The organism is Corynebacterium suicordis DSM 45110 (assembly GCF_015351405.1).
GTDB lineage: Bacteria > Actinomycetota > Actinomycetes > Mycobacteriales > Mycobacteriaceae > Corynebacterium > Corynebacterium suicordis.
In genome coordinates, this window is record NZ_JADKMY010000001.1 from 497,750 (window position 1) to 518,389 (window position 20,640).

Annotated in this window: 16 protein-coding genes and 1 pseudogene; 13 read left to right on the forward strand and 4 right to left on the reverse strand. The window is 61.2% G+C overall.

The features are described from left to right. Positions 1-58: 58 nt before the first annotated feature. A complete protein-coding gene (locus IRY30_RS02385) occupies positions 59-1,336 on the forward strand; it encodes a type VII secretion protein EccB (protein WP_194555795.1) in 1,278 nt (425 codons plus the stop codon). A gap of 194 nt (positions 1,337-1,530) precedes the next feature. Here IRY30_RS02385 and IRY30_RS10280 read toward each other — a convergent pair. Together IRY30_RS10280 and IRY30_RS02390 are read right to left on the reverse strand one after the other, a co-directional pair. Further along, positions 1,531-2,301, reverse strand: a pseudogene (locus IRY30_RS10280) (S8 family peptidase); the annotation flags it as partial. Beyond that, the gene (locus tag IRY30_RS02390) at positions 2,301-3,473 is read right to left on the reverse strand and encodes an EsaB/YukD family protein (RefSeq protein WP_194555796.1); all 1,173 of its coding nucleotides are present in this window, start codon (positions 3,471-3,473) and stop codon (positions 2,301-2,303) included. The gene IRY30_RS02390 and the pseudogene IRY30_RS10280, both read right to left, overlap by 1 nt. A gap of 224 nt (positions 3,474-3,697) precedes the next feature. On the opposite strand from IRY30_RS02390, the gene IRY30_RS02395 reads away from it, so the two are divergent. The 10 genes from IRY30_RS02395 to IRY30_RS02440 all read left to right on the forward strand — a co-directional run bounded on the left by IRY30_RS02395 (position 3,698) and on the right by IRY30_RS02440 (position 14,268). After that, positions 3,698-6,874 carry an FtsK/SpoIIIE domain-containing protein gene (locus IRY30_RS02395; protein WP_194555797.1) on the forward strand — a complete coding sequence of 1,059 codons (3,177 nt, stop codon included), beginning with the start codon at positions 3,698-3,700 and terminating at the stop codon, positions 6,872-6,874. Further along, positions 6,871-8,316: a type VII secretion-associated protein gene (locus IRY30_RS02400; protein ID WP_194555798.1), complete on the forward strand. Its 1,446-nt coding sequence runs from the start codon at positions 6,871-6,873 to the stop codon at positions 8,314-8,316. The genes IRY30_RS02395 and IRY30_RS02400 overlap by 4 nt, the downstream gene beginning before the upstream one ends. A 178-nt stretch (positions 8,317-8,494) precedes the next feature. After that, on the forward strand, positions 8,495-8,782 hold the full coding sequence (locus IRY30_RS02405; RefSeq protein ID WP_194555799.1) for a WXG100 family type VII secretion target: 288 nt from the start codon (positions 8,495-8,497) through the stop codon (positions 8,780-8,782). 63 nt (positions 8,783-8,845) lie between these two features. Beyond that, positions 8,846-9,127 carry a WXG100 family type VII secretion target gene (locus IRY30_RS02410; protein WP_194555800.1) on the forward strand — a complete coding sequence of 94 codons (282 nt, stop codon included), beginning with the start codon at positions 8,846-8,848 and terminating at the stop codon, positions 9,125-9,127. A gap of 283 nt (positions 9,128-9,410) precedes the next feature. Then, entirely contained in the window at positions 9,411-9,854 is a 444-nt protein-coding gene (gene rplM / locus IRY30_RS02415) for a 50S ribosomal protein L13 (RefSeq protein WP_194555801.1), read from the forward strand. Beyond that, on the forward strand, positions 9,854-10,405 hold the full coding sequence (gene rpsI / locus IRY30_RS02420) for a 30S ribosomal protein S9 (protein WP_194555802.1): 552 nt from the start codon (positions 9,854-9,856) through the stop codon (positions 10,403-10,405). Before rplM ends, rpsI begins: the two co-directional genes overlap by 1 nt. Positions 10,406-10,625: 220 nt before the next feature. Beyond that, positions 10,626-11,969, forward strand: coding sequence for a phosphoglucosamine mutase (glmM, locus tag IRY30_RS02425; RefSeq protein ID WP_194555803.1), 1,344 nt, complete (start codon positions 10,626-10,628; stop codon positions 11,967-11,969). A 174-nt stretch (positions 11,970-12,143) separates the two neighbouring features. Next, positions 12,144-12,449 (forward strand): hypothetical protein, encoded by a 306-nt coding sequence (locus tag IRY30_RS02430; RefSeq protein WP_194555804.1) that lies wholly within the window; start codon positions 12,144-12,146, stop codon positions 12,447-12,449. Beyond that, on the forward strand, positions 12,446-13,999 hold the full coding sequence (locus IRY30_RS02435) for a hypothetical protein (protein WP_194555805.1): 1,554 nt from the start codon (positions 12,446-12,448) through the stop codon (positions 13,997-13,999). The genes IRY30_RS02430 and IRY30_RS02435 overlap by 4 nt, the downstream gene beginning before the upstream one ends. Next, the gene (locus tag IRY30_RS02440) at positions 13,993-14,268 is read left to right on the forward strand and encodes a hypothetical protein (protein ID WP_194555806.1); all 276 of its coding nucleotides are present in this window, start codon (positions 13,993-13,995) and stop codon (positions 14,266-14,268) included. Before IRY30_RS02435 ends, IRY30_RS02440 begins: the two co-directional genes overlap by 7 nt. A gap of 16 nt (positions 14,269-14,284) precedes the next feature. Here IRY30_RS02440 and IRY30_RS02445 read toward each other — a convergent pair whose 3' ends face one another. Next, entirely contained in the window at positions 14,285-15,181 is an 897-nt protein-coding gene (locus IRY30_RS02445; RefSeq protein ID WP_194555807.1) for a dienelactone hydrolase family protein, read from the reverse strand. A gap of 153 nt (positions 15,182-15,334) precedes the next feature. Between IRY30_RS02445 and glmS the strand changes: the two genes are divergently transcribed. Both glmS and alr read left to right on the forward strand, forming a co-directional pair. After that, positions 15,335-17,197 carry a glutamine--fructose-6-phosphate transaminase (isomerizing) gene (gene glmS, locus IRY30_RS02450; protein WP_194555808.1) on the forward strand — a complete coding sequence of 621 codons (1,863 nt, stop codon included), beginning with the start codon at positions 15,335-15,337 and terminating at the stop codon, positions 17,195-17,197. After that, positions 17,197-18,954, forward strand: coding sequence for an alanine racemase (alr, locus tag IRY30_RS02455; RefSeq protein ID WP_194555809.1), 1,758 nt, complete (start codon positions 17,197-17,199; stop codon positions 18,952-18,954). Before glmS ends, alr begins: the two co-directional genes overlap by 1 nt. A gap of 15 nt (positions 18,955-18,969) precedes the next feature. Here the strand turns inward: alr and IRY30_RS02460 are convergent, their stop codons facing one another. Continuing rightward, on the reverse strand, positions 18,970-20,625 hold the full coding sequence (locus tag IRY30_RS02460; RefSeq protein ID WP_194555810.1) for a glycerol-3-phosphate dehydrogenase/oxidase: 1,656 nt from the start codon (positions 20,623-20,625) through the stop codon (positions 18,970-18,972). Between the last annotated feature and the right edge of the window lie 15 nt (positions 20,626-20,640).

The following is a 20,640-nucleotide window of genomic DNA, read 5'->3' on the forward strand; positions in this document are numbered from 1 at the left end:
AGAGCTGCAATGATCAGTGGGCACACGCAAAACTTCGGGGGAAGGGGAGTGCGCAGCCATGCGTACCACGGGGATTCAGGTTTCGGGATACAGCTTTTTGTTGCGTCGGTTGGAATTGGCGCTGGTGATCGGGGATCCGCGCATGGCGCATGACCCGCTGCGTTCCCAACGCCGGGCGGTGTTCGTGGGAGTGCTGGTTAGCCTGCTCATCGCAGGTGGCGCGGTGATGATGGGGCTGTTGCGACCACACCCCAATATCAATGATGCGGATCTGGTGGCCGATGAATCCGGCACCCTCCACGTGCGCCTTGAGGACGGCTTTCACCCCATCACCAACGTGGCCAGCGCCCGGTTGATCCTGCGCGAGCCGGTTGACATGCAGCAATCCACCGCCGAGCAGCTTGCCAAGTTTCCCCACGGTGATCCGGTGGGCATTCCGGTCGCGCCGGGCCTCGAGCAAGCCCCCGGTCGAGAACTACTGTTTTGCGAGCCGGGAGTGGTGCTGGCCAGCACGCATGTGGAGTGGCGCGAGCATGCCGTGCTGCAGGCACCCAGTGGTACCTGGTTGGTCAGTGGGAAGGATCGTTTTCTTATCGACGCCACCGCTCCCCGCGCTTTCGGCGCCTCTTCTGTGGCTGCGAGTGACAAGTTGGTGGAGCAGTTGGAGCGCCGTCCTAACGTGCAGATGCCGCAGGGAGAAACGGGATTGATGGCTCCGTTTGACGTGGCTGGCCGGGTACTTCTGGCAGGTGAGAGGGCATTCATGGCCACCCAGGGTGGAGTGGCGGAATTGACTGGGCCGCAGCGCGCGTTGGCGGAAACGTTGAGTAATGTCCCGCCGATCCCCGTGAATCTCGCGGATGCAGTGCAGCAGCCCGGCGCGGAAGTCCTGGCTGGGGTGCCGAAGGAGGATGTGGATTGGGCGGAACCTGCGAAGCTGTGCGTTGGCGAGCAGGGATTAGGAGAGCCGGAAGAGCTGGCAGATTCTGATTTCGCGGCGGATGCTGGGTTGGGGGATAAGGCCGAGGAGCTGGGTGTTGCTCGCACTCCTGAACAAGCTGCGTATGACGGGCCCGGTTATGTGGGGCCGAGAGGGACGCTCGCCGCGGTGACTGAGCGGGGATTCGCGTTGATCAGCGAATCCGGCGTGCGCTTTAGCGTGGGATCGCAGGAAGACCTCACCGCCTTAGGTTTTGCGGAGCCCAGTCATGCTCCGTGGCGGGTGATTTCCGCGCTGCCCGATGGTGGCTTGCTCTCTGAGGAAAATGCGCGAGTCACCAGCGTGGCGACCAGTACCAGTGCCAACACCGCAGAGAGCGCGATTGGGACGCTGTAATCGCGTGGGGTTTCGCTGACCGGCTGACTGTTGACGGTGGTAAGTGTTGTTGGAGTTTGGTGGGGTTCAGGGGTCCGGGAGCCATCGTGGACCTCCCGGAGGGACCACGCTTTTTCCACGGCTGCTTGCGGGTCCGCCACGAGGAGGGGAGTGTCCCCATCTAGCGGTGCACCGCCCGGGATTGCGGTGGAGGTGAGCACATCTACGATCTCCCGCGGACTCAAGAACGGGGCAATCTCCCACACCAGCGCCGCTGCTCCCGTGACCACCGGGGCGGCGAAGGACGTGCCGTAGAACGCATCCGGACCTCCGATGATGGTGCGCGGACCGGCTTCTGTCTCGAGCGTCCCGCTGACAGGCCCGCCCGGCGCGTAGAGAACCCCAGCCGCGCCGGGCGCTGTGTATTCTGCGGGAATGCGACCAGCATTAAGCCCAGGAGAATCTGGGGTTTGTTCGGAACTGCGTTTTTCCACGGCACCCACTGAAAGCACGTCCGGGATGCTGGCGGGGAATGGCGCGGAGAAATCCTCGCACTGGCCACGATTGCCCGCCGATGCCACGATCAGGGCTCCCTCGCGTTGCGCGGACAGCACCGTTTCGCGGAGCTCGGGGATATCCTCGCAGGCCACCATGGAAATATTGATGATGCGGGCGTGCATATCTCGAGCTGCGTTGATGGCCTGGATGAGATCAGCCACCGTGCCTTGTGGGCTATCTTCCCGGGGAGAATGCCGCAACGAGTGAAGCTTTGCGGCAGGCGCCATTTGCTTGATCACGCTGGCCACCACCGTGCCGTGCACGATGCAGGAACTGCAATCCCCGGTTGTTCCGGGATTGGCAGCCCCCGTGTCGATCACCGCAATGCTGATATCGCGTCCCGTGGCAAGTTCCGGGGATACCGGTGCCACGTCCAGCGGGATGCTGGGCCCGAATTGCGGAACATCACAGTTCAGGGGAGAAGTCATTAACCGATTCCCCGAATCCACTCAAACAACCCGGTGCTGTGCAACGCCAGGGGAATAGCCAGTGCGAAGCTCGCGCTTTCCAGCACATCAATCAACCGCCCAGCCATGGGTGAGCGCACGGTGATGGCAGGGGCGAGAAGCACTAGGAATATCACCGCGCCGAAATTCACGTGGATGGCCACCCATAGCAGGATGAGCGCAGCCATGGTGACCACCGCAACTGCGTGGATTGGCCGGGCTCCGCGAGCACTCAACCCGACCATGGCGGTGGTGAGAGCCAGCGCCACCAGCCACCAACTCGGGGAAGAACCCCACGGAATGAGCTGATAGATGCACGCCACGATGACTGTGCAAAGGGCCACCACCAGCGCAGAATGAATCTGAATTACGTTCCCGCTGGAACTGGGCACTGGTTCTTGGAAAAGGCCAGTGGCAGGGACCCTGGGGAGTTTGATCCTCGCCACCGCGATGGCGATCTGCCCAGAAAAGGTGAGGCTGATCAGCGCTAAAAGAAGCGTCAAGCCCGGCACCACGTTCAGTGCAGCGAAAATGGCCGCGGTGATGGTGACCACCCTGGCTGGCCCCGGCCGCCACACCAGCAATGCAGCGCATACGCACGCGCACAAGACGTTGATGTTCAACCCCAAACCGAACCCCAGCAGTGCTGCCACGTAGGTGTAGCGCTTATCAACCAACGAACCCGCGGCTGCACACACAGCAGCTAATGCGGTGAGGAGCAGCAGCGCAATCGTTGTCAGATTCAGGGGAGCGTTCGCAGTGGCCAAGCCCAGCTGTTCGCCCGTGTGGTGAGCCAATGGATGGAACAGTGGCTCGGCGCGGATGCTGAATAGCGAAACAATGCCCGCAGCAACCCACGGTGCGGGGTTCGACCCCACTGGCCCCGTTAACTGATCCACTGCCTCCGTGTGTGGCTGCGGTGTAGTCAGCACATCGAGAGTGAGCAGCTCACCCGGCCGGACTTCCGCGTCCTTCAAGGTGTGTTCCGGGCGAATGACGTTCATGCTGCGGGACAACACCCAATGCTGCCCAGGCTGCATGTCGCACTCTTGCGCCACCAGATGTGGAATGAGTTCCGCAACCGGCACATGATCCGCAATGGCTGCGTTGATAGTGGCCCCGGATTGCGGCACGGAAATACTAACTGCCAGCATGATTGCCCCCTATGGCAAGAGATTCCCCCGAAAATGATGCGACCCGTCACACACTAGTACTCGCTGCGGACAGTTGCCTGTCGGATTCACAGATTCGTCCGGTGGACTAGCCACTGTCCCGTGCCCGTGGCACACTATGACCCAACGGCAATTCATGGGGATGGATTGTGGCGTCATTTCTTGGGGGATGACGGGGGAGAAAAACTTGGGGGAGGAAATGATCCATGCAATCGCAAGCGCCACCGACGCTGCCGAAAGATAAACAGCCGTTCATACGCATGCTGATGCCTGCTGTCATGCTGGTGGCGGTCATGGGGATGATCGGCGCGATGGTGCTTTCAGGCGCTGGGCGTTCACCGATGACGTTCATCTTTCCGCTGATGATGCTGGGCTCGATGGCAATGATGTTCTCACCCGGTACCAATGTGGATGAGTTGCGGCGAGCATTCCACCGGCACTTGGATGCGCTCAAAGATTCCCTGCAGCGCACTCGTGGTGAGCAGCTGGAACGGATGGCTCAGGCGTATCCGGATCCGCACACGCTGTGGACTCATCTGCTTACCGAGGCGGATGTCACCGCCGCGCCGGGAATCGTGCGCTTGGGCACCGCAGTGCAGGCTCCAGAAGATCCGCTGGAGATTCCCGTGTCCGCGCCACCGGAAGACCTAGAACCGGTGTGCGCCATGAGCTTGCGAGATTTGGCTTTGCACACCGCCACCATCGAAGCACCCGTGGCGGTTGACCTGCATAGTTTCCACTGCGTGGTCCTCACAGGGCTAGGTGCGCAGGGCTTGGCCAATGCCATGCAGGCGCAACTGGTGATGCAGGATGCAGACGTGCTGAGCATCGCGGGCCCCTTTCAGGAATGGTTGCCCCATGATGGCCCGCGGAAGTTCCGTTTCTGCGATGGATCCCACCCCGTGACCAGCGGAGCGGTGGTGGTGGAACCATCAGCGGAATGGTTGGAAACTGCCAAGGGACAAGGGTTGCTCTTGCATATTGAAAGTGAGCCTGAGGGCGGTGTGCTCTCCGCGTGGACCATGGATGGTTGGGCACCGTTCGGGGTGGCTGATTTCCTCTCCACGGTGGAGCTTGCTCAGGTCTGCCGGGCCCGTTCACTGGTGCGCGGATCCACGAGCTTGCTGGAGCTTCCAGGCGGGGATCTGCGCGCACCGATCGGGCATTCCGGGGCGCCCGTGTACTTGGACATCAAGGAATCTGCGCTGGGCGGCATTGGCCCGCATGGGTTATGCATTGGGGCCACTGGATCCGGAAAATCGGAATTGTTGAAGAGCATCGTGATCAGCTTCGCGCACAGCCATTCGCATAGGGAGCTGAACTTCATCCTCGTGGATTTCAAGGGTGGCGCGTCGTTTTTGGGCATGGAACGTTTGCCGCATACCAGCGCGGTGATCACCAACCTGTCCGATGAGGCCGGTCTGGTGGATCGCATGCAGGATTCCTTGCTGGGTGAGATGCATCGTCGTCAGGAGCGCTTGCGTGCTGCGGGTTTGACTACCGCCCGCCAGTTCAACACGCAATTCCCGGGAGAGATGCCCGCGCTGTTCATCATCGTGGACGAGTTCTCGGAGCTATTGCATGCGCGTCCCGAGTTTGCCGAGGTCTTTGCAGCCATCGGGCGCCTGGGTCGCAGCCTGGGGATGCATCTTCTGCTCGCGAGCCAGCGCTTGGAAGAAGGCAGATTGCGTGGTTTGGAATCCCACCTTTCCTATCGAATAGCTCTGCGCACGTTCTCGGCTGCGGAGTCCCGGGCGCTCATCGGATCCTCCGCGGCGTATGAACTTCCTGCCACCCCGGGTGCAGCCATCCTTTTTGCTCACGACGCCACCCGGTTCCAATCCGCGTATGTCTCCGGCCCGGAACTTCCCCGGGATCAGCGCCTCATCAGGCGGTTGGGTATGGAGGTGGAGTCCACCACGACGACCGTGGAACTGGTGGTGGATCGACTCGCAGCCCCGACTCACAACCAAGTGTGGTTGCCGCTATTGCCAACTCACCTTCCTGCGTGGGAGATCCTCAAACCAGTGGATTCACTGCAAGCCCAGGTAGCGCTGGAGGATTTGCCCTTTGAGGGTGAACAAATTCCCTATGTGGTGGATATGAACCGACGACACTGGGCAATCGTCGGCCAACCGCGAACGGGCAAAACCGGGTTCCTCCGCGCGCTGATCACCGGGTTAGCGCTCTCCAGCCCGGGGGTTCCGATCTACGTTTTCGACCCGGGTGGATCGCTCCGGGATTTGGCGCGATTGCCACAGGTGGCAGCGGTGGTGGGTGCAGATCAGTTATCCAGGTTGCTCGATGAGGTTGAGCTGCTGGATGGCCCGCGGGTGCTGATCATCGACGGGGTGGAGCAACTGGGAGATGAGGAACAGCGAGTGATTCGCTTTGTCACCACCGGCATGGAACAGGGTCTGCACGTCGCGGTCAGCTCCCTGCGATGGAACTTCCGCCCCGCATTGCGGGACATGCTCACCGGCATCATCGAATTCAAGATGACCGCCCTCGATGCTCATTTCCGCGATGCCCAGCGCAGTTTGCCAGAAGTGGCTGGACGGGCAGTTTCCCACCGTGGAAAGCACATCCAAATAGCTGTGGTGACTCCGCAGGATATAGAACATGTGCGCCGCGTTACTGCGGAAAGAGGCGAGCTGGACCGGCAGATGAAGGTGCTGCCGGAGGTGCTCCATCGGGTGGAAACCTCCCCGGAATCCTTTGCCGTTGGTGGGCCCACCTTGGATTCTGTGGTGTGGGATTTCGCGACGTTCCCGCACTTCATCGCGGTGGGACAGTCCGGCTCTGGTGTGACCACGGCTTTGCAGGCAGTGATCGATGGCGTGGGGGCACAGGGTGGCGTCGAAAAGAAATTCCTCATCACGGACGCCCGGCGCGGATTGCTCGGCAACAGTGGCTACGCGACCCCCGAGCACTTCCGGGATGAATTGCGAGGATGGGCCGAGATTTTGCGTGCGCGGATCCCTTCCGCAGAGGTGACAGCGGAGCAACTCAAGAGACGCACGTGGTGGCACGGTCCCGAGCTGTTCGTGGTGGTCGACGATGCCGACGTTGACCCCGGACTCGATCCGCTCATCCCCTTGCTGCCCTATGCGGGTGATATCGGGCTGCACGTGGTGATGGGCCGGCGGTCCGGTGCCTTCGCCCGCGCTAGTTATCAACCGTTGCTGCAGGCCATGCGGGATCAAACCGTGTGGTTGCTGCTCAGTGCGCCTCGGGAAGATGGCCCGATCGCCGGGCAGAAATTGTGTCGACGCCCACCTGGACGAGCCATGTTTGTCCATCGAGATCCGTGGTTGGTGCATGTCGTGACTCAGAACGCGGGGGACAAACTACCGCAGTCGATGAATGGAGCGAACTCATGAGCAGGACAGCGGGAACCGAGCGGGGTAAACATCGCAGAGATGAGCCGGCTGTGGAGATCACCACCTCGATGACGCGCGAGGACATGGGCATTCTGGCCAAGGCGGTGGCTCTGCAGGAATCAGGCATTTTGGTGCATGCGCTGACGGTCACGGATCTCTCGTCGGGATTCAGTGTGACCGGTACCGGTGCGCTGCCGGAGGATCCTTTCAAAGCTGGGGAGGACGAGCCGCGTTTCCGGGGAAGTTCTTTGGGTTTGCGGAACCTGGAGGTTCTCCGTGAATTGGTCGCGGATGTGATTGAGCAAAGGCGTGCTCATCCCGAATGGGCGCACATTGATCCGCCAGGAGGTCGGACGACTTTCCCTTGGGGAGTGGGGATGAAGGAACCCGATGTGCTGGTGGCGGGCATGCACGCGGGAACGATCGCGGAGTACCTGCGGTGTGTGGGAATGCGGGCGCGGACGGTGGACGTGGATCAAGCCCTGCGCATTCATGCGGACTTGCGGGATGTGCAGCAAGAACTGGATCTGGCTCCGGGGGAGGCGGGCGCCGGAGATTTCGGCGCTAACGAGCGTGCGCATGGTGGCGGAGAACGCGGGACGGCTATGGCTTTGGATGCTCGTGAAGGTTCAGAGCCGAAGTACGTGGTGAGTTTCTCAGGAGAGGGAGACAGCGAAGAGCTAGCTGGTTTCGAGGATGAGGAAGCTTCGCGGACAGTAGAGGCGCGAGAGTCGCGTGCGGGCAGGGAGAATCGGGCGGTGTCCGTGCCTGATGGTCGCGCTTTACGCATTGCGGTGATGGCCACGGTGGCCATAGTGAGTGTGGCAGGGATTGGGGCTTTACTGACGCTTGCACCCGGTGGCGAGAAAGGCGGCCCTGATGCCACGATGGCTAATTCCGCGGTGGTTGAGGAAAGCCCGTCGACCGTGCCGGAAACGAGCACTTCCCTAGCTCCCGCGACCACCACTGCTACGCCTAGCGAAAGCGCCGAAAAGCCGTGGAGTGAGCATCGGGTAGCGGGGGAGCAAGTGGTGACAGCTTCTGCGGAACGCGCAGAGATCCCCGTGATGATGGATGCCCCAGGGTGGAATCGCGCCGGGGCCACGGCGAAACGAGAAGAGTTTATGTCTGCCGATGAAGGGATGCGCGTGCTGGTCTCAGCCACGGCAACTCCAGTGGACTCCCAGGAGAAATTGGATGAGGCGGTGCTGCGTGCCCTGGAAGGCATGGCCGAGATCCGCGTGGCCAACCGAGGGCCCGTGAGTTACGAGGAGGTCTATCCAGACTCCACTACTCTCTGGCACGTCAGGTTGGTGGATGGCTATCAGGTATCCATCGGCTGCCAATTCCGGGAAGTGACGGGAGAGCGCCTGCGCGCCTGCGATACCGCAGCGCAGAGTGCTCGGGTGGATCTGCTGCGTTTGAATGCGAATCACGAATAATGCTCGGGATGTGGCGGGGCGGTGTGAAATCCCGAAGTTCTGGGCTCGCGTGAACTTTCTGGGCTGATGCGGAGTCAGATGTCCTACGTGGGGGTTGTGCTGCCGCAGGAACCAGCAGTACACGGGGACACACTGGCAAGTGAAGAAACGGTACTAACTAACTAGGGGGAGGCTCATCATGAGCTTTAAGACAGACGTTCAGACAATGAACACCGCAGCAAGCAACGTGGATCGAGTGAACGCTGATGTGCAGGGCGAGCTTCGTCGGCTTCAGGGTGTGGTGGATGACATCGCCGCCAGTTGGAAAGGCGAGGCGCAGAACTCTTTCGCCGGCCTGATGCAGCGCTGGAATGACAATGCTCGCGATCTGCAGGACGCGCTCAACAGCATCGCGGAAAACCTGCGTGCGAATGCTTCCGGATTCGATGAGGCAGAGGCGCAGAACGTCTCCGCATTCAACAACTAACGAGTTAAACCACTCAAACCTGCGGGATCTATTCCGCCTCACCAATTCACTCAAGGAGTTCAGATGATTCACTACAATTTCGCCAACATCGGCCAGGCTGCTGATGACATCACCGGCACCGCAAAGCGCATCGATGGCATCCTCGATGACTTGAAAAAAGACCTGCAACCACTGGTCACCGAGTGGGAGGGTGAATCCGCCACCTCGTACCAGGCAGCTCAGAAGAAGTGGGATGACAGCGCCCAGGACCTCAACTACGTATTGGGTGAGGTTGCTCGCGCAGTCCGCGATTCCAACGATCGGATGAGCCAGATCAACACCAACGCGGCAAACAGCTGGGCATAAGTAACCAGCCCCAGATCCTCTGAATGGTGAGTTGCTTCCCATTTCAGGGGATTTGGTCTATTCCCCCAGCGTGGGTAATATTTATCAGGTTGCGAACTCCCCCACGGGGAGAGTTCTTCTGTTCGTGGGTCACAACCGGCCGCCGCGAACAGACCGTGAAACTTATCTGGCAAGACATGTCCTGCCTGATCAGAAGTGATAATTCACACCGAATCAATCACATCTAGCTTTCTCACGGGAGCAGCGCCTGGCTGGCAGTTCCAAGAAGACCAAGGAGTCCAACGTGACTACTTTTCACCCAAAGAGCGGTGACATTACCCGTAAGTGGTACGTCATCGATGCCACTGACGTGGTTCTGGGCCGCCTTGCCGTGACCGCAGCTGATTTGCTGCGCGGCAAGAAGAAGGCTTACTACGCACCCAACGTTGACTGTGGCGATAACGTCATCATCATCAACGCTGACAAGGTTCACATCTCTTCCAACAAGCGGGACCGCGAAATGCGCTACCGCCACTCCGGCTACCCAGGTGGCCTGAAGTCCATGACCCTCGGTCGCTCCATGGAGCTGCACCCAGAGCGCGTTGTGGAAGAAGCGATCCGCGGCATGATGCCACACAACAAGCTGTCCAACGCTTCCATCAAGAAGCTGCGCGTCTTCGCCGGCTCCGAGCACAACCTCCAGGCTCAGAAGCCTGAGACCTTCGAGATCAAGCAGGTGGCACAGTAATGGCTGATTACAACGAGAACAACGATTCCGTAGACAACAACGAAAACTTCGAAGGCGAGTACACCGCCGCTGACGCTGTCAACGAAGAGTTCGTCGCCACCATCGGTGATGCAGTCGCTACCGAGTCCGCTGAGGACGAGGAGCAGGCTGCACCAGTGCTGTTCGAAGGCACCATCCAGACCGTTGGTCGTCGTAAGGAAGCCGTGGTCCGTGTTCGCATGGTCCAGGGTTCCGGCCAGTTCATCTGTAACGGCCGCACCCTCGAGGATTACTTCCCTAACAAGCTGCACCAGCAGCTGATCAAGGCTCCTCTCGTCCTGCTGGATCGCGAGAACCAGTTCGACATCGTCGCCAACCTCAACGGTGGCGGACCTTCCGGCCAGGCCGGCGCATTCCGCCTGGCTATCGCCCGTGGTCTGAACAAGTACAACCCAGAAGAGCGCGGCGAGCTGAAGAAGGCAGGATTCCTGACCCGTGACGCTCGTGCCGTGGAGCGCAAGAAGGCTGGTCTGCACAAGGCACGTCGTGCACCTCAGTACTCCAAGCGCTGATCTATTACACGCGCTTTTATCCGACTGGTTCGCGCTGCTCCGGCAGTGTTTCCCAGCTGGGTGCCCACCGCTTTCCCCATAACCCAGTTGCACAAACTGGGCAGGGGAGAGCGGTTTTGTGCGTTGAGGGGTAAATCGGGGCAGGAGTGGCGTCGGGAAAGAAAGAAAACCCCCCGACCTCCCGCTGGGCCCACGGGGAGGGTGCGTATATTAGGACGCTATGGGAAAACTCTTCGGAACTGACGGCGTGCGCGGCTTGGCCAACGAGAAGCTCACCGCGCCCCTGGCTCTCAAGCTCGGCGCGGCGGCCGCTCGCGTGCTCGTGGATCACGATGGCAAGGGCAACCGACGCCCCACCGCCGTCGTGGGCCGCGACCCCCGAGTGTCCGGTGAAATGCTCACCGCAGCGCTGGCCGCGGGCATGGCCTCGCAGGGAGTGGACGTCTACAACGTGGGCATCCTCCCCACCCCAGCCGTGGCCTACCTCACCGATGCCTTCGGCGCGGATATGGGCGTGATGATCTCCGCCTCCCACAACCCCATGCCGGATAACGGCATCAAATTCTTCGCGGAGGGCGGCCACAAGCTGGACGATGTGGTGGAGGATGAGATCGAAGCGCTCATGGAGGAACTGCCACTGCAGGGGCCAACTGGCGCGGCGATCGGCCGGATCATCGATGAATCCGAAGACGCGCTGGACCGTTACCTGTCCCACTTGCGTCGCGCAGTTCCTACCCCATTGGACGGCATCCGCGTGGTGGTGGATTGCGCCAACGGTGCCGCATACAAGGCTGCTCCCGCTGCGTACCGCAATGCCGGGGCAGAGGTGATCGCCATTCACGACCGCCCAGATGCGTTCAACATCAACGAGGGTGTGGGCTCCACCCATATCGACGTGGTTCAGGCTGCAGTGCGGGAGCACGGCGCGGATCTCGGCTTGGCTCACGATGGCGATGCCGATCGCTGCCTCGCCGTGGATTCCGAAGGCAACGTGGTGGACGGCGACCAGATCATGGCCATCATTGCGCTGTCCATGAAGGAGGGCGGCGAGCTGAAGAAGAGCACGCTGGTGGCCACCGTCATGTCCAACCTGGGCCTCAAGCTGGCGATGCAGGAGCAGGGGATTACGCTGCGCCAGACCAAGGTGGGAGACCGTTACGTGCTGGCGGACCTGCGCGCGGGCGATTACTCCCTGGGCGGCGAACAGTCCGGCCACATCGTGATCCCTGAGCACGGCACAACTGGCGATGGCACCCTGACCGGCCTGGCCCTGATGGCCCGCATGGCCGCCACGGGCAAGACTCTGCACGAACTGGCCAGCGTGATGCAGGTGCTCCCGCAGACGCTGATCAACGTGCCAGTGGAGGATAAGTCCCGCATCGCCACCGCGCCCGAGGTTCAGGAAGCTATCGCCGACGCCGAGCAGGAGCTGGGCGAAACTGGCCGAGTTCTGCTGCGCCCTTCTGGCACCGAAGAGCTCTTCCGTGTGATGGTGGAGGCCGCCGAAGCCACCACCGCCCGCAAGATCGCCGGCAAGCTGGCCGCTGTGGTTGCGCAGGTCTAACCCCTTTTTTCTCGACGCCAACACGCGTCCTTTTTCAGTTTTCGCCCCCGTTGTCCGGAAATTCCCAGCGCGAGGGTGAACTATTTCTCCTCCGGTTGAGTCTTATGTGATTGATGGATGCCAATCGATAGTCCCCGCGGTGCGGGGTGATTTTCGCAGTGGGGGAAGAACAGCATGGATAGCGGAATATCGACGGATCCCGTGGCAGTGCGGGCGCGTGCGGGGGAGTTGCGGACACTGCAAGAGGGATGGGCTCGCACGCTGAATCAGCTCACACCGAATGTGCCGCTTTCTGCCTTTGGGACGGGCCTGCAGAGCCATGGTGCGCGCTTGCAGGAGCTGGTGAATAAGCGGCATGAGATCCGCGTGGCACATGCGCGGAGGCTGGCTGATGCGGGGCGCGATGCGCAGTTGTTGGCGGAGGTCGTGGAATCGGGCGATGACTCTAATGCGCAGACCATTGGAGGTGTGCACTCATGATGAATGCACCAGCGAATGCGCAGGCAGTGCCGCAGGCCCTAGACGCCTTGGAGCGTGAGGGCGGATACGTGGAAGGAGCCCGGGGACAGAACTGCTTCACCGATGGGTTGGACATCCCTGAGCTCAAGAAATGCCTGGGCAAGGAATCCGCGACCAGCTGTGATTTCGATATTTCTGCCGCGGTGGCTGGCCTAGCTCAAGTGGGCGAATTTCTCACTGGGCTGGGTAATGACGCGCCACAAGCTGCAGTTTCCACCGCATGCGTGGAGCAATCGAGCCATGAAGCGACCGTGGCAGATGGGTGCAATGCGGCCGATATTGCAACTGATGTATTGCAACGCATTCAGGATGATTGCGCGCGGACCGTGGAGCAACTGAGTAGCTCAGCAGCAGGCATGGCGCAGTTTGCGAAGGGGATGCTGGGCCCCGCGCAGGGAGCTGCGGTTGTCGCACCCGTTGTAGCCAGTGCGTGTGCGGTGGCAGAAAAGATCTTGAGCACCCGAAACTGCTCGTTAGAAGCGGTGATTGAGTCTCTGATTGCTGATCACGAACCTGCTGCCCAACCCGGGAAAGCTAATGAGGTGCTCTGCTCTTCCACACCGCAGCCCGAATGCTCGGGAGACAAACCCGCGCCCACCCCACCAGTGGTAGAGCCAGCTCCTGAACCCGAACAGACACCAGTAGCTCCAGCAACGGCATGCCCGGAAACGAAGGTGCCTGCGGCTCCAGCAGAACCGGCTCCAGCTCCAGTGACTCCGCCCGTGGTTGAACCTGAACCAGCGCCTAAGCCTGCCCCAGAGCCTGCCCCGTGCGCGAACACGGAACCGGCCAAAGCAGCGGTTACTCCTCCCCAGACACAGGCGCCCTCTGCACCAATGACCCCACCGCCTGCCATGACGCCCGGCGGGGCATGCGAAGCCATCAAGACGGGTTTGAATCTCGCTGCCTCCACGTGGCAGCAGTTGGCGGGGACTGTGGATGGGATGCTGTGCCCACCTGAACCACCAGCCTGTGTGGAGGCGCCTACTTGCGCTGAACCGGTAGCCAATCCTGAGCCAGAGCCGTGTGCCGAGCCAGCACCGTGTGCCGAGTCAGAGCCGAGCACGGAACCCGCACCAACTGAAATAGATTCCGCCACCGAATGCCCGGAAGCAGCAAAGCCAGAATCAGTAGATGCGGGACCAGCTCCGGAGGAGCCGGCAGAGCCGGCAGATAAGCCCGTGGGGTTCGATAAGAGTCAGCATCCCTCGGTTCCAGAGGGAGCAGTTTCCGAAAAACCCATCTCGGAGGCGGAGCAATCAGTGCCTACCGAAATCCCACTTCAGACGGACTTGCAACCGGAAAGCCCAGTACCAGCAGAGCCTGCGACACAACCCGGACCAGACCCTGAACCGCCAGCACCCGAGGCCTCTGTGGACTCCGGCACCGACACCGCGGGAGAAAGTTGGTCACCAGACATTTGGGTAGCTGCAGGTTCTGACCTGGATGTGAAAGTACAGATGTCCGGGTACGCCGAGGCAGCAGTGATCGAAAGGAGCGGGCAATGGTGAACCCTCAGCGTTACGAGTCGATCCTGGATCAGTATTTCGCTGAAGTGGCCGCAGTGACCAAGGAGTTCGAAGATGTGCTCAAAGAACAGACCGAACTACTCAAGAAGCTTGCCGAGCACTCCGCTGGGTCATCCATTGCGCAGCCCACTGCTCAGCCCACGGACGCACTCCCTGCGATGAGCGAGCCTACTGGCTCGAAAACAGAAAAATGGCCACCTACCGGAGGTGCATCGCACCACAGTAGGCAGCCGGATATCTTCTCAGATTAAACCCGAAGCGATCGAACTAGAGGAGCTTCTGGAGACCCTGCAGGCTCTTGGTCGCATCCTTGTTCTCTGGAAGGTTGCGGACCAAGTCCAGCTGGTGCATCGTTTCGGTGTCATCGAATTTCTCGTCTTCGTCACGGAAACCCTTGTACTTCTTATCGTCACCAGCCAGGATGAACCCGGTCATCAGTGAACGCACCAATTCCTGGTTCGCGAACTCTGGGGTGCCCTGACCCATGAGGATCTTGCGGCCCAGCTTCTCGTGGAATCCAGGGGAGCTTGCCTTGTCCAACTTGCGATAGACAACCTCGCCCTTCCAGTTGGCAGCCATGCGCTGTGGGTCACCCGCAGGGACCTCAGCCAGAGTGCCCGCAGCCAAAACCAAACCCGGCGCATCCACGTGCTTCGCAGCTTCGTAAGAGCTAGGGGAGGTATCGGAAGGGAAGATGGACACCACACCGGCGATAGGCGCGGCATCGGTGTAGCGCATGGATTCCGTAGAGTACTTGCGGTTGGTCGCAGCCAACACTGCAGCAGAGGCGCCCATGCCGTGACCGGCCAAGTACAGCTTGCCCGGCTGGATGGTGATGTTTCCCAAGCCCATGCGCACGCCAGCCAAGATCTGCAGTGACGTCTCCAGATCCGCAGCGAAGCCACGGTGATTCGGGATGAAACCCGTCTCGGTATCAGGGGCAACTACAGCGATGCCCCAGCTAGCAAGGTGGCGCATGGTGGCGTGGTAGCCATCCACTCCGATTCGCCAGTCATGGCCGAAAGCCACACCGGGAATACCCTTGCCTTCTTCGGGCACGTAAACGCGGCCCGGAATGCCGGCGAAAGAAAGGTCGCCGGTGAGCACTCGGTGCGGTCCACGCTTGCCGAGTGAAGGAACGAGGTCTTTAAATTTATCTCCCACGAGGTATAAGCCTAACTGACGAACGCCAGCCGGTGCAGAAGCATCACGTATTTCTCGCCGATACCTATCAATACCCACCCAACCCGGAACCAGGGAACCGCTCGGCGCGTGGTTTTCGTAACCCGCAATGCGTCCGGTGTATCGTCTGTGATTATGTGTGCAATCGTTGGCTATGTCGGAAGTTCAGATGCGCTGCAGGTAGGTCTCAATGCGCTCAAGCGCATGGAGTACCGCGGATATGACTCTGCAGGTATCGCAGTAGTGGAGCCCGGGGAACTCCACCTCGAGAAGAAGGCCGGCAAGTTGGAAAACTTGCTGAACCGGGTTGAAGAGATCGGCGAAGATACCTTTGCTGGCTCCACCTGCATCGGTCACACCCGCTGGGCAACCCACGGCCGCCCGAATGACGAAAATGCTCACCCGCACCAGTCATTCGATGGCAAGGCAGCCATCGTGCACAACGGCATCATCGAAAACTTCGCTGCTCTGCGCAATGAAATCGAGGCCGAGGGTATTGAAATGGCGTCGGACACAGACTCCGAAGTAGCCGCCCACCTCGTTGCCTTGGCCTACAACAACGGCCCCACCGCGGGCGATTTTGAAGCTTCTGCGCTGTCCGTGCTCGCTCGGCTGGAGGGCGCGTTCACCGTGCTGTTCACCCACGTTGATGCACCGGACAAGATCATCGCGGGTCGTCGCTCCACTCCGCTGATGGTGGGTGTGGGCGAAGGAGAGATGTTCATCGGTTCCGACGTGGCCGCGTTCATCGATCGCACCAAAAATGCCGTGGAGTTGGGTCAGGATAACGCCGTGGTCATCACTGCGGATTCCTACAAGGTCTGCGATTTCCAGGGCAACGAAGTGGAGGGTCGCCCCTTCACCATCGATTGGGATCTGGAAGCCGCGCAAAAGGATGGCTTCGATTCCTTCATGATGAAGGAGATCTTCGAGCAGCCCGCTGCGGTGCGCGATACCCTCGCGGGTCACTTTCGCGATGGGCGCGTGGTCCTGGATGAGCAGCGCCTCACCGATGATGACCTGCGTCAGATCGAAAAGGTTTTCGTGGTGGCCTGTGGCTCCGCCTACCACTCCGGTTTGCTGGCCAAGTACGCCATTGAGCACTGGGTTCGCGTACCCGTGGAGATCGAAGTGGCTTCCGAGTTCCGCTACCGCGACCCGGTACTGGACAAGCAAACCCTGGTGGTTGCAGTGTCCCAGTCCGGAGAAACCGCCGATACCCTCGAGGCCGTGCGCCACGCCAAGAGCCAGGGCGCGCGCGTTCTTGCGGTATGTAACACCAACGGTTCCCAGATCCCTCGCGAATCCGATGCCGTGCTGTACACCCACGCTGGCCCGGAGATCGGCGTGGCTTCCACCAAGGCATTCCTGGCCCAGGTGGCTGCCAACTACGTGGTGGGCCTAGCGCTGGCGCAGGCTCGCGGCACCAAGTACTCCGATGAGATCGCGGTGATCTTCAAGGAGCTCGAAGAGATCACCCCGAAGATCGAGAAGACGCTGGAACTGCGCGAACAGGTCTACGAACTCACCCAGGACCTGGGCGAAGTCACCACCATGCTCTTCCTTGGCCGTCACGTGGGCTTCCCAGTTGCCCTCGAGGGCGCGCTGAAGCTCAAGGAGCTGGCATACATCCACGCTGAGGGATTCGCCGCCGGCGAGATCAAGCACGGCCCTATCGCCCTGCTGGAAGACGATCTGCCCGTGGTGGTTATCGTCCCAAGCCCAAGTGGCCGCCCGGTGCTGCACTCCAAGATCGTCTCCAACATCCAGGAGATCCGCGCCCGCGGAGCCAAGACCATCGTGGTGGCTGAAGAGGGCGATGAGGCCGTCAAGCCATTCAGCGATTACCTGCTGGAAATCCCACAGACCTCCACGCTGGTGCAGCCGATCCTCTCCACCATCCCGTTGCAGTTCCTCGCCGCGGATATCGCGCGCCTGTGTGGCAACGATGACATCGACAAGCCACGCAACCTGGCCAAGTCCGTCACGGTGGAGTAGTGAACGCTGAGCCGGGCCAGCATGCCCTGGCCGAGGTAATTGTTGATCTCGACGCCATCGCGCACAACGTGCGGACGTTCGTACGGGCCGCATCCTCCGCGCAGGTCATGGTTGTGGTCAAGGCCGATGCGTACAACCACGGCGTGGAACAAGTGGCACGCACTGCGTTGGAAGCTGGTGCTTCCCAGCTGGGAACCGCCACCTTCCGCGAGGCGCTGCACCTGCGAGTCCTGGGTTTCACCTGCCCCGTCACTGCCTGGATGTGGTACCCCGGCCAGGATCTCACTGAGGTGCTGGCGCAGAAGATCGTGGTGGGAATCCCTTCCCTAGCGCACGCGCGGGATCTGGTGCGTCAGGCGCAGAACGCCAAAAACTCAGCTACCCCGCAGGCAGTGTTGATGTTCGATTCCGGCCTCTCCCGCAGTGGCGTAGGGCCCCGCGAATGGCAAGACACCGTTGAAACGGTGGCCGAGGCAGAGCAAGCGGGCACCATTAAGGTCACGGGTCTGATGACCCACCTTTCCAGCGCGGATACGCCAGGGGACACCCTCACCACGGACCTGCAGGCAAAGCGCTTCAAGGAAGCCATCGCCTACTGCCGGGCGCGTGGCATCGAAGCTCCGGTGAACCACATGGCCAACACCCCGGCCACCCTGACTCGCCCCGATACCCACCTGCAAATGGTGCGCCCCGGGGTGGGCGTGTTTGGCGTGGATCCCGTGGATCCGCCTGTGGATGCGGGACTACGACCAGCCATGACCCTGCGCGCCCGCGTGACCACCACGCGCATCGTGCCCGCTGGCGAGGGCGTGAGTTACGGGCTCACATGGCGAGCCGAGGCCGATACCCGCACCGCCGTGGTGGCCATGGGCTATGCCGATGGATTGCCGCGCAGCCTCTCGGGAAATTTCGAGGTCTCCATCAACGGCGTGCGCTACCCGCAGATTGGCCGGGTGTGCATGGATCAAGTGGTAATCAACCTTGGTTCTGCGGAATCCGAAACCCCAGTGCAACCGGGGGATTGGGCAGTTATCTTCGGCAACGGTGGCCCTTCCGTGGAGGAAGTCGCCCAGCGCGCAGGCACCATTCCCTACGAGATCCTCACCATGCCCCGCGGCCGCGTGAGCAGGCGCTTTCTTCCCGTGAAGGGCCAGCCCATCAACCCGCTTGATGCCCTTGATTTCTCTCAACCCGCCACGGTTTCCGCCCCCACTCCGGAGGACATGCGCGAGATCGGCATTCAACTAGGACAACAGCTGCGCGCCGGAACGGTGGTGGTGCTCACCGGCCCGCTGGGTGCGGGAAAAACCACCCTCACGCAGGGCATTGCGCAGGGTTTGGGCGTGCGCGGCCGGGTGCAATCGCCCACCTTCACCATCGTCCGCACGCACAAGGCGGGCAACCCAGACGCGCCCGGTTTGTTGCACATGGACGCGTACCGCCTGCTCGGCGCTGAGGTGGCCGATGGCATCGAACCCGGCAAGCAGGCCGACCCCAACCTGGTCCTGGATGCTCTGGAATCTTTGGATCTCGACGCCGACCTCGATAACAGCGTGGTAGTTGCCGAATGGGGCCGCGGGGTAGTGGAACAGCTGAGCGAGAACGTGCTGGACGTGGAACTGGTGCGTGCAGTGGCTGAAACCTCGCTCGCGGACAGCGCCGACTCCGCAGACAGCACAGACCCCGCAAACACAGAAGAAGGTGCGGAGCTCGACGAACTCCGTACCGTGACGTGGAACTGGGTGAAGCGAAGCTAGCTCAACCCGGCCGAGCTAGCTCAGCAACCCAGCAGCGCTCAGGACCTCGCGCGCGGTTTCTTCCGCAGCTGCACGATCCGCGGCGACCAGGCCGATGCGCGTGCGTCGATCCAAAATATCCCCCACGGTCAACGCGCCTTCGTGCGAGACAGCGTAGGCAAACTCTGCGCGGGTGATGTCCAGGTCCGCCACCTTCTCGGAGCCATCCGGGAGGGTGCAGGCAGCCAGCACATTAGCGGCTTCGGCTCCATAACGATTCACCAGGGATGCCGGCAGGGCGCGGGTCACGCTGTGTGCCAGGTTGATCTGGCCCGCAGCGCGGGGGCTGCGGTCTGCGCTGGCGCCCACCAGGGAAACCTGCTTGGTCACGCATGGGCCAGCCTGGGCATCGAGGCTGGAGCTGATCTCCTTGTCCCGCAGCGCTTCATCGACGGTCTGCTGAGCCATGAGCCGGTATTCGGTGAGCTTGCCACCGGTGACGGTAACCACTCCGTCCCGATGCAGGATGAGATGCTCACGGGAGAGGTCTGCAGTAGAGGTGGAATCGGACTTCGGTGCCTTCACCTGCACCAGTGGTCGCAGACCGGCGAACGCGCCCAGCACGTCATCTTCCGTGAGGCTGGTCTGCAAACCGGCGTTGATGACGTCCAAGATCCATCGAATATCGGATTCCGGAGCCTGCGGCACGTCGGAAAACTCAGCGGAATCATCCGTGATGCCGATGTAACAGCGTCCCAGCTGAACCGGCAGGATGAAGCAAAAACGGCTGCTGGAACCGGGCACGGCAACGGTCAGCGCACCGGTGGGGTTACCCAATTTCTCAGCATCCACCACCAGGTGCGTGCCGCGGCTCGGGGTGACGGTCACGTCCTTTTCCAGCTGACCAGCCCACACGCCGGTGGCATTGATCACGCCAGCTGCGCGAACCTGCAGGGGTTCCCCAGGCGTGTTTTCTCCAGATGTGCTACCCAAGGGAATCTCTGGGGAGAGCTCTACACTCACTACCTTCTTGCCCTGCTCCCGGCCGGGCTTGATGGAGGCCTTGGCATGCGTGAGCACGTCACCTCCGTAGCCAGCAAAGGTGCGGGCGAGTGCGGTGACGAGTCGGGCGTCGTCAATCAACTGACCGTCATAGTTAACAAAGCCGAACTTGGTGGAATCCGCGGCCGCAGGACAAAGCTTCTTGACCTGGGAAGAAGAGATCGTGCGGGAACGGGGGAGAGTCGTGGAGGACGTGCGGGCGGCCATGCGCAGAATGTCTCCCGCGATGAAGCCCAGGCGGGGGATGAATTTCTGTGGGGAGAATCCATCCATGGCCACCACCTGTGGCAAAGCGCGGGTGAGGTGCGGGGCGATGGTCTCCATCAACAGGCCTCGTTCCACAGCGCTGCGTCGAGCGATGCCCACGTTGCCGGTGGCCAAGTAACGCAGCCCGCCGTGAGCCAGCTTGGACGACCACCGGGAGGTGCCGAAGGCCAAATCCTGACCCTCCACCAGGAGGACTTTGAGGCCGCGGGTGATGGCGTCCAAAGCCACTCCGCAACCGGTTACGCCACCTCCCACCACGATCAAGTCATACTCCGCGCCCTGCGTTAAGCGACGCACCACGTCAGCCCGATATTCGGGGGAAAGGATCGTTTTCTGCGCATCAAAGGCAGTAGTGCTAGTCATGGTTTCCACTGTAGA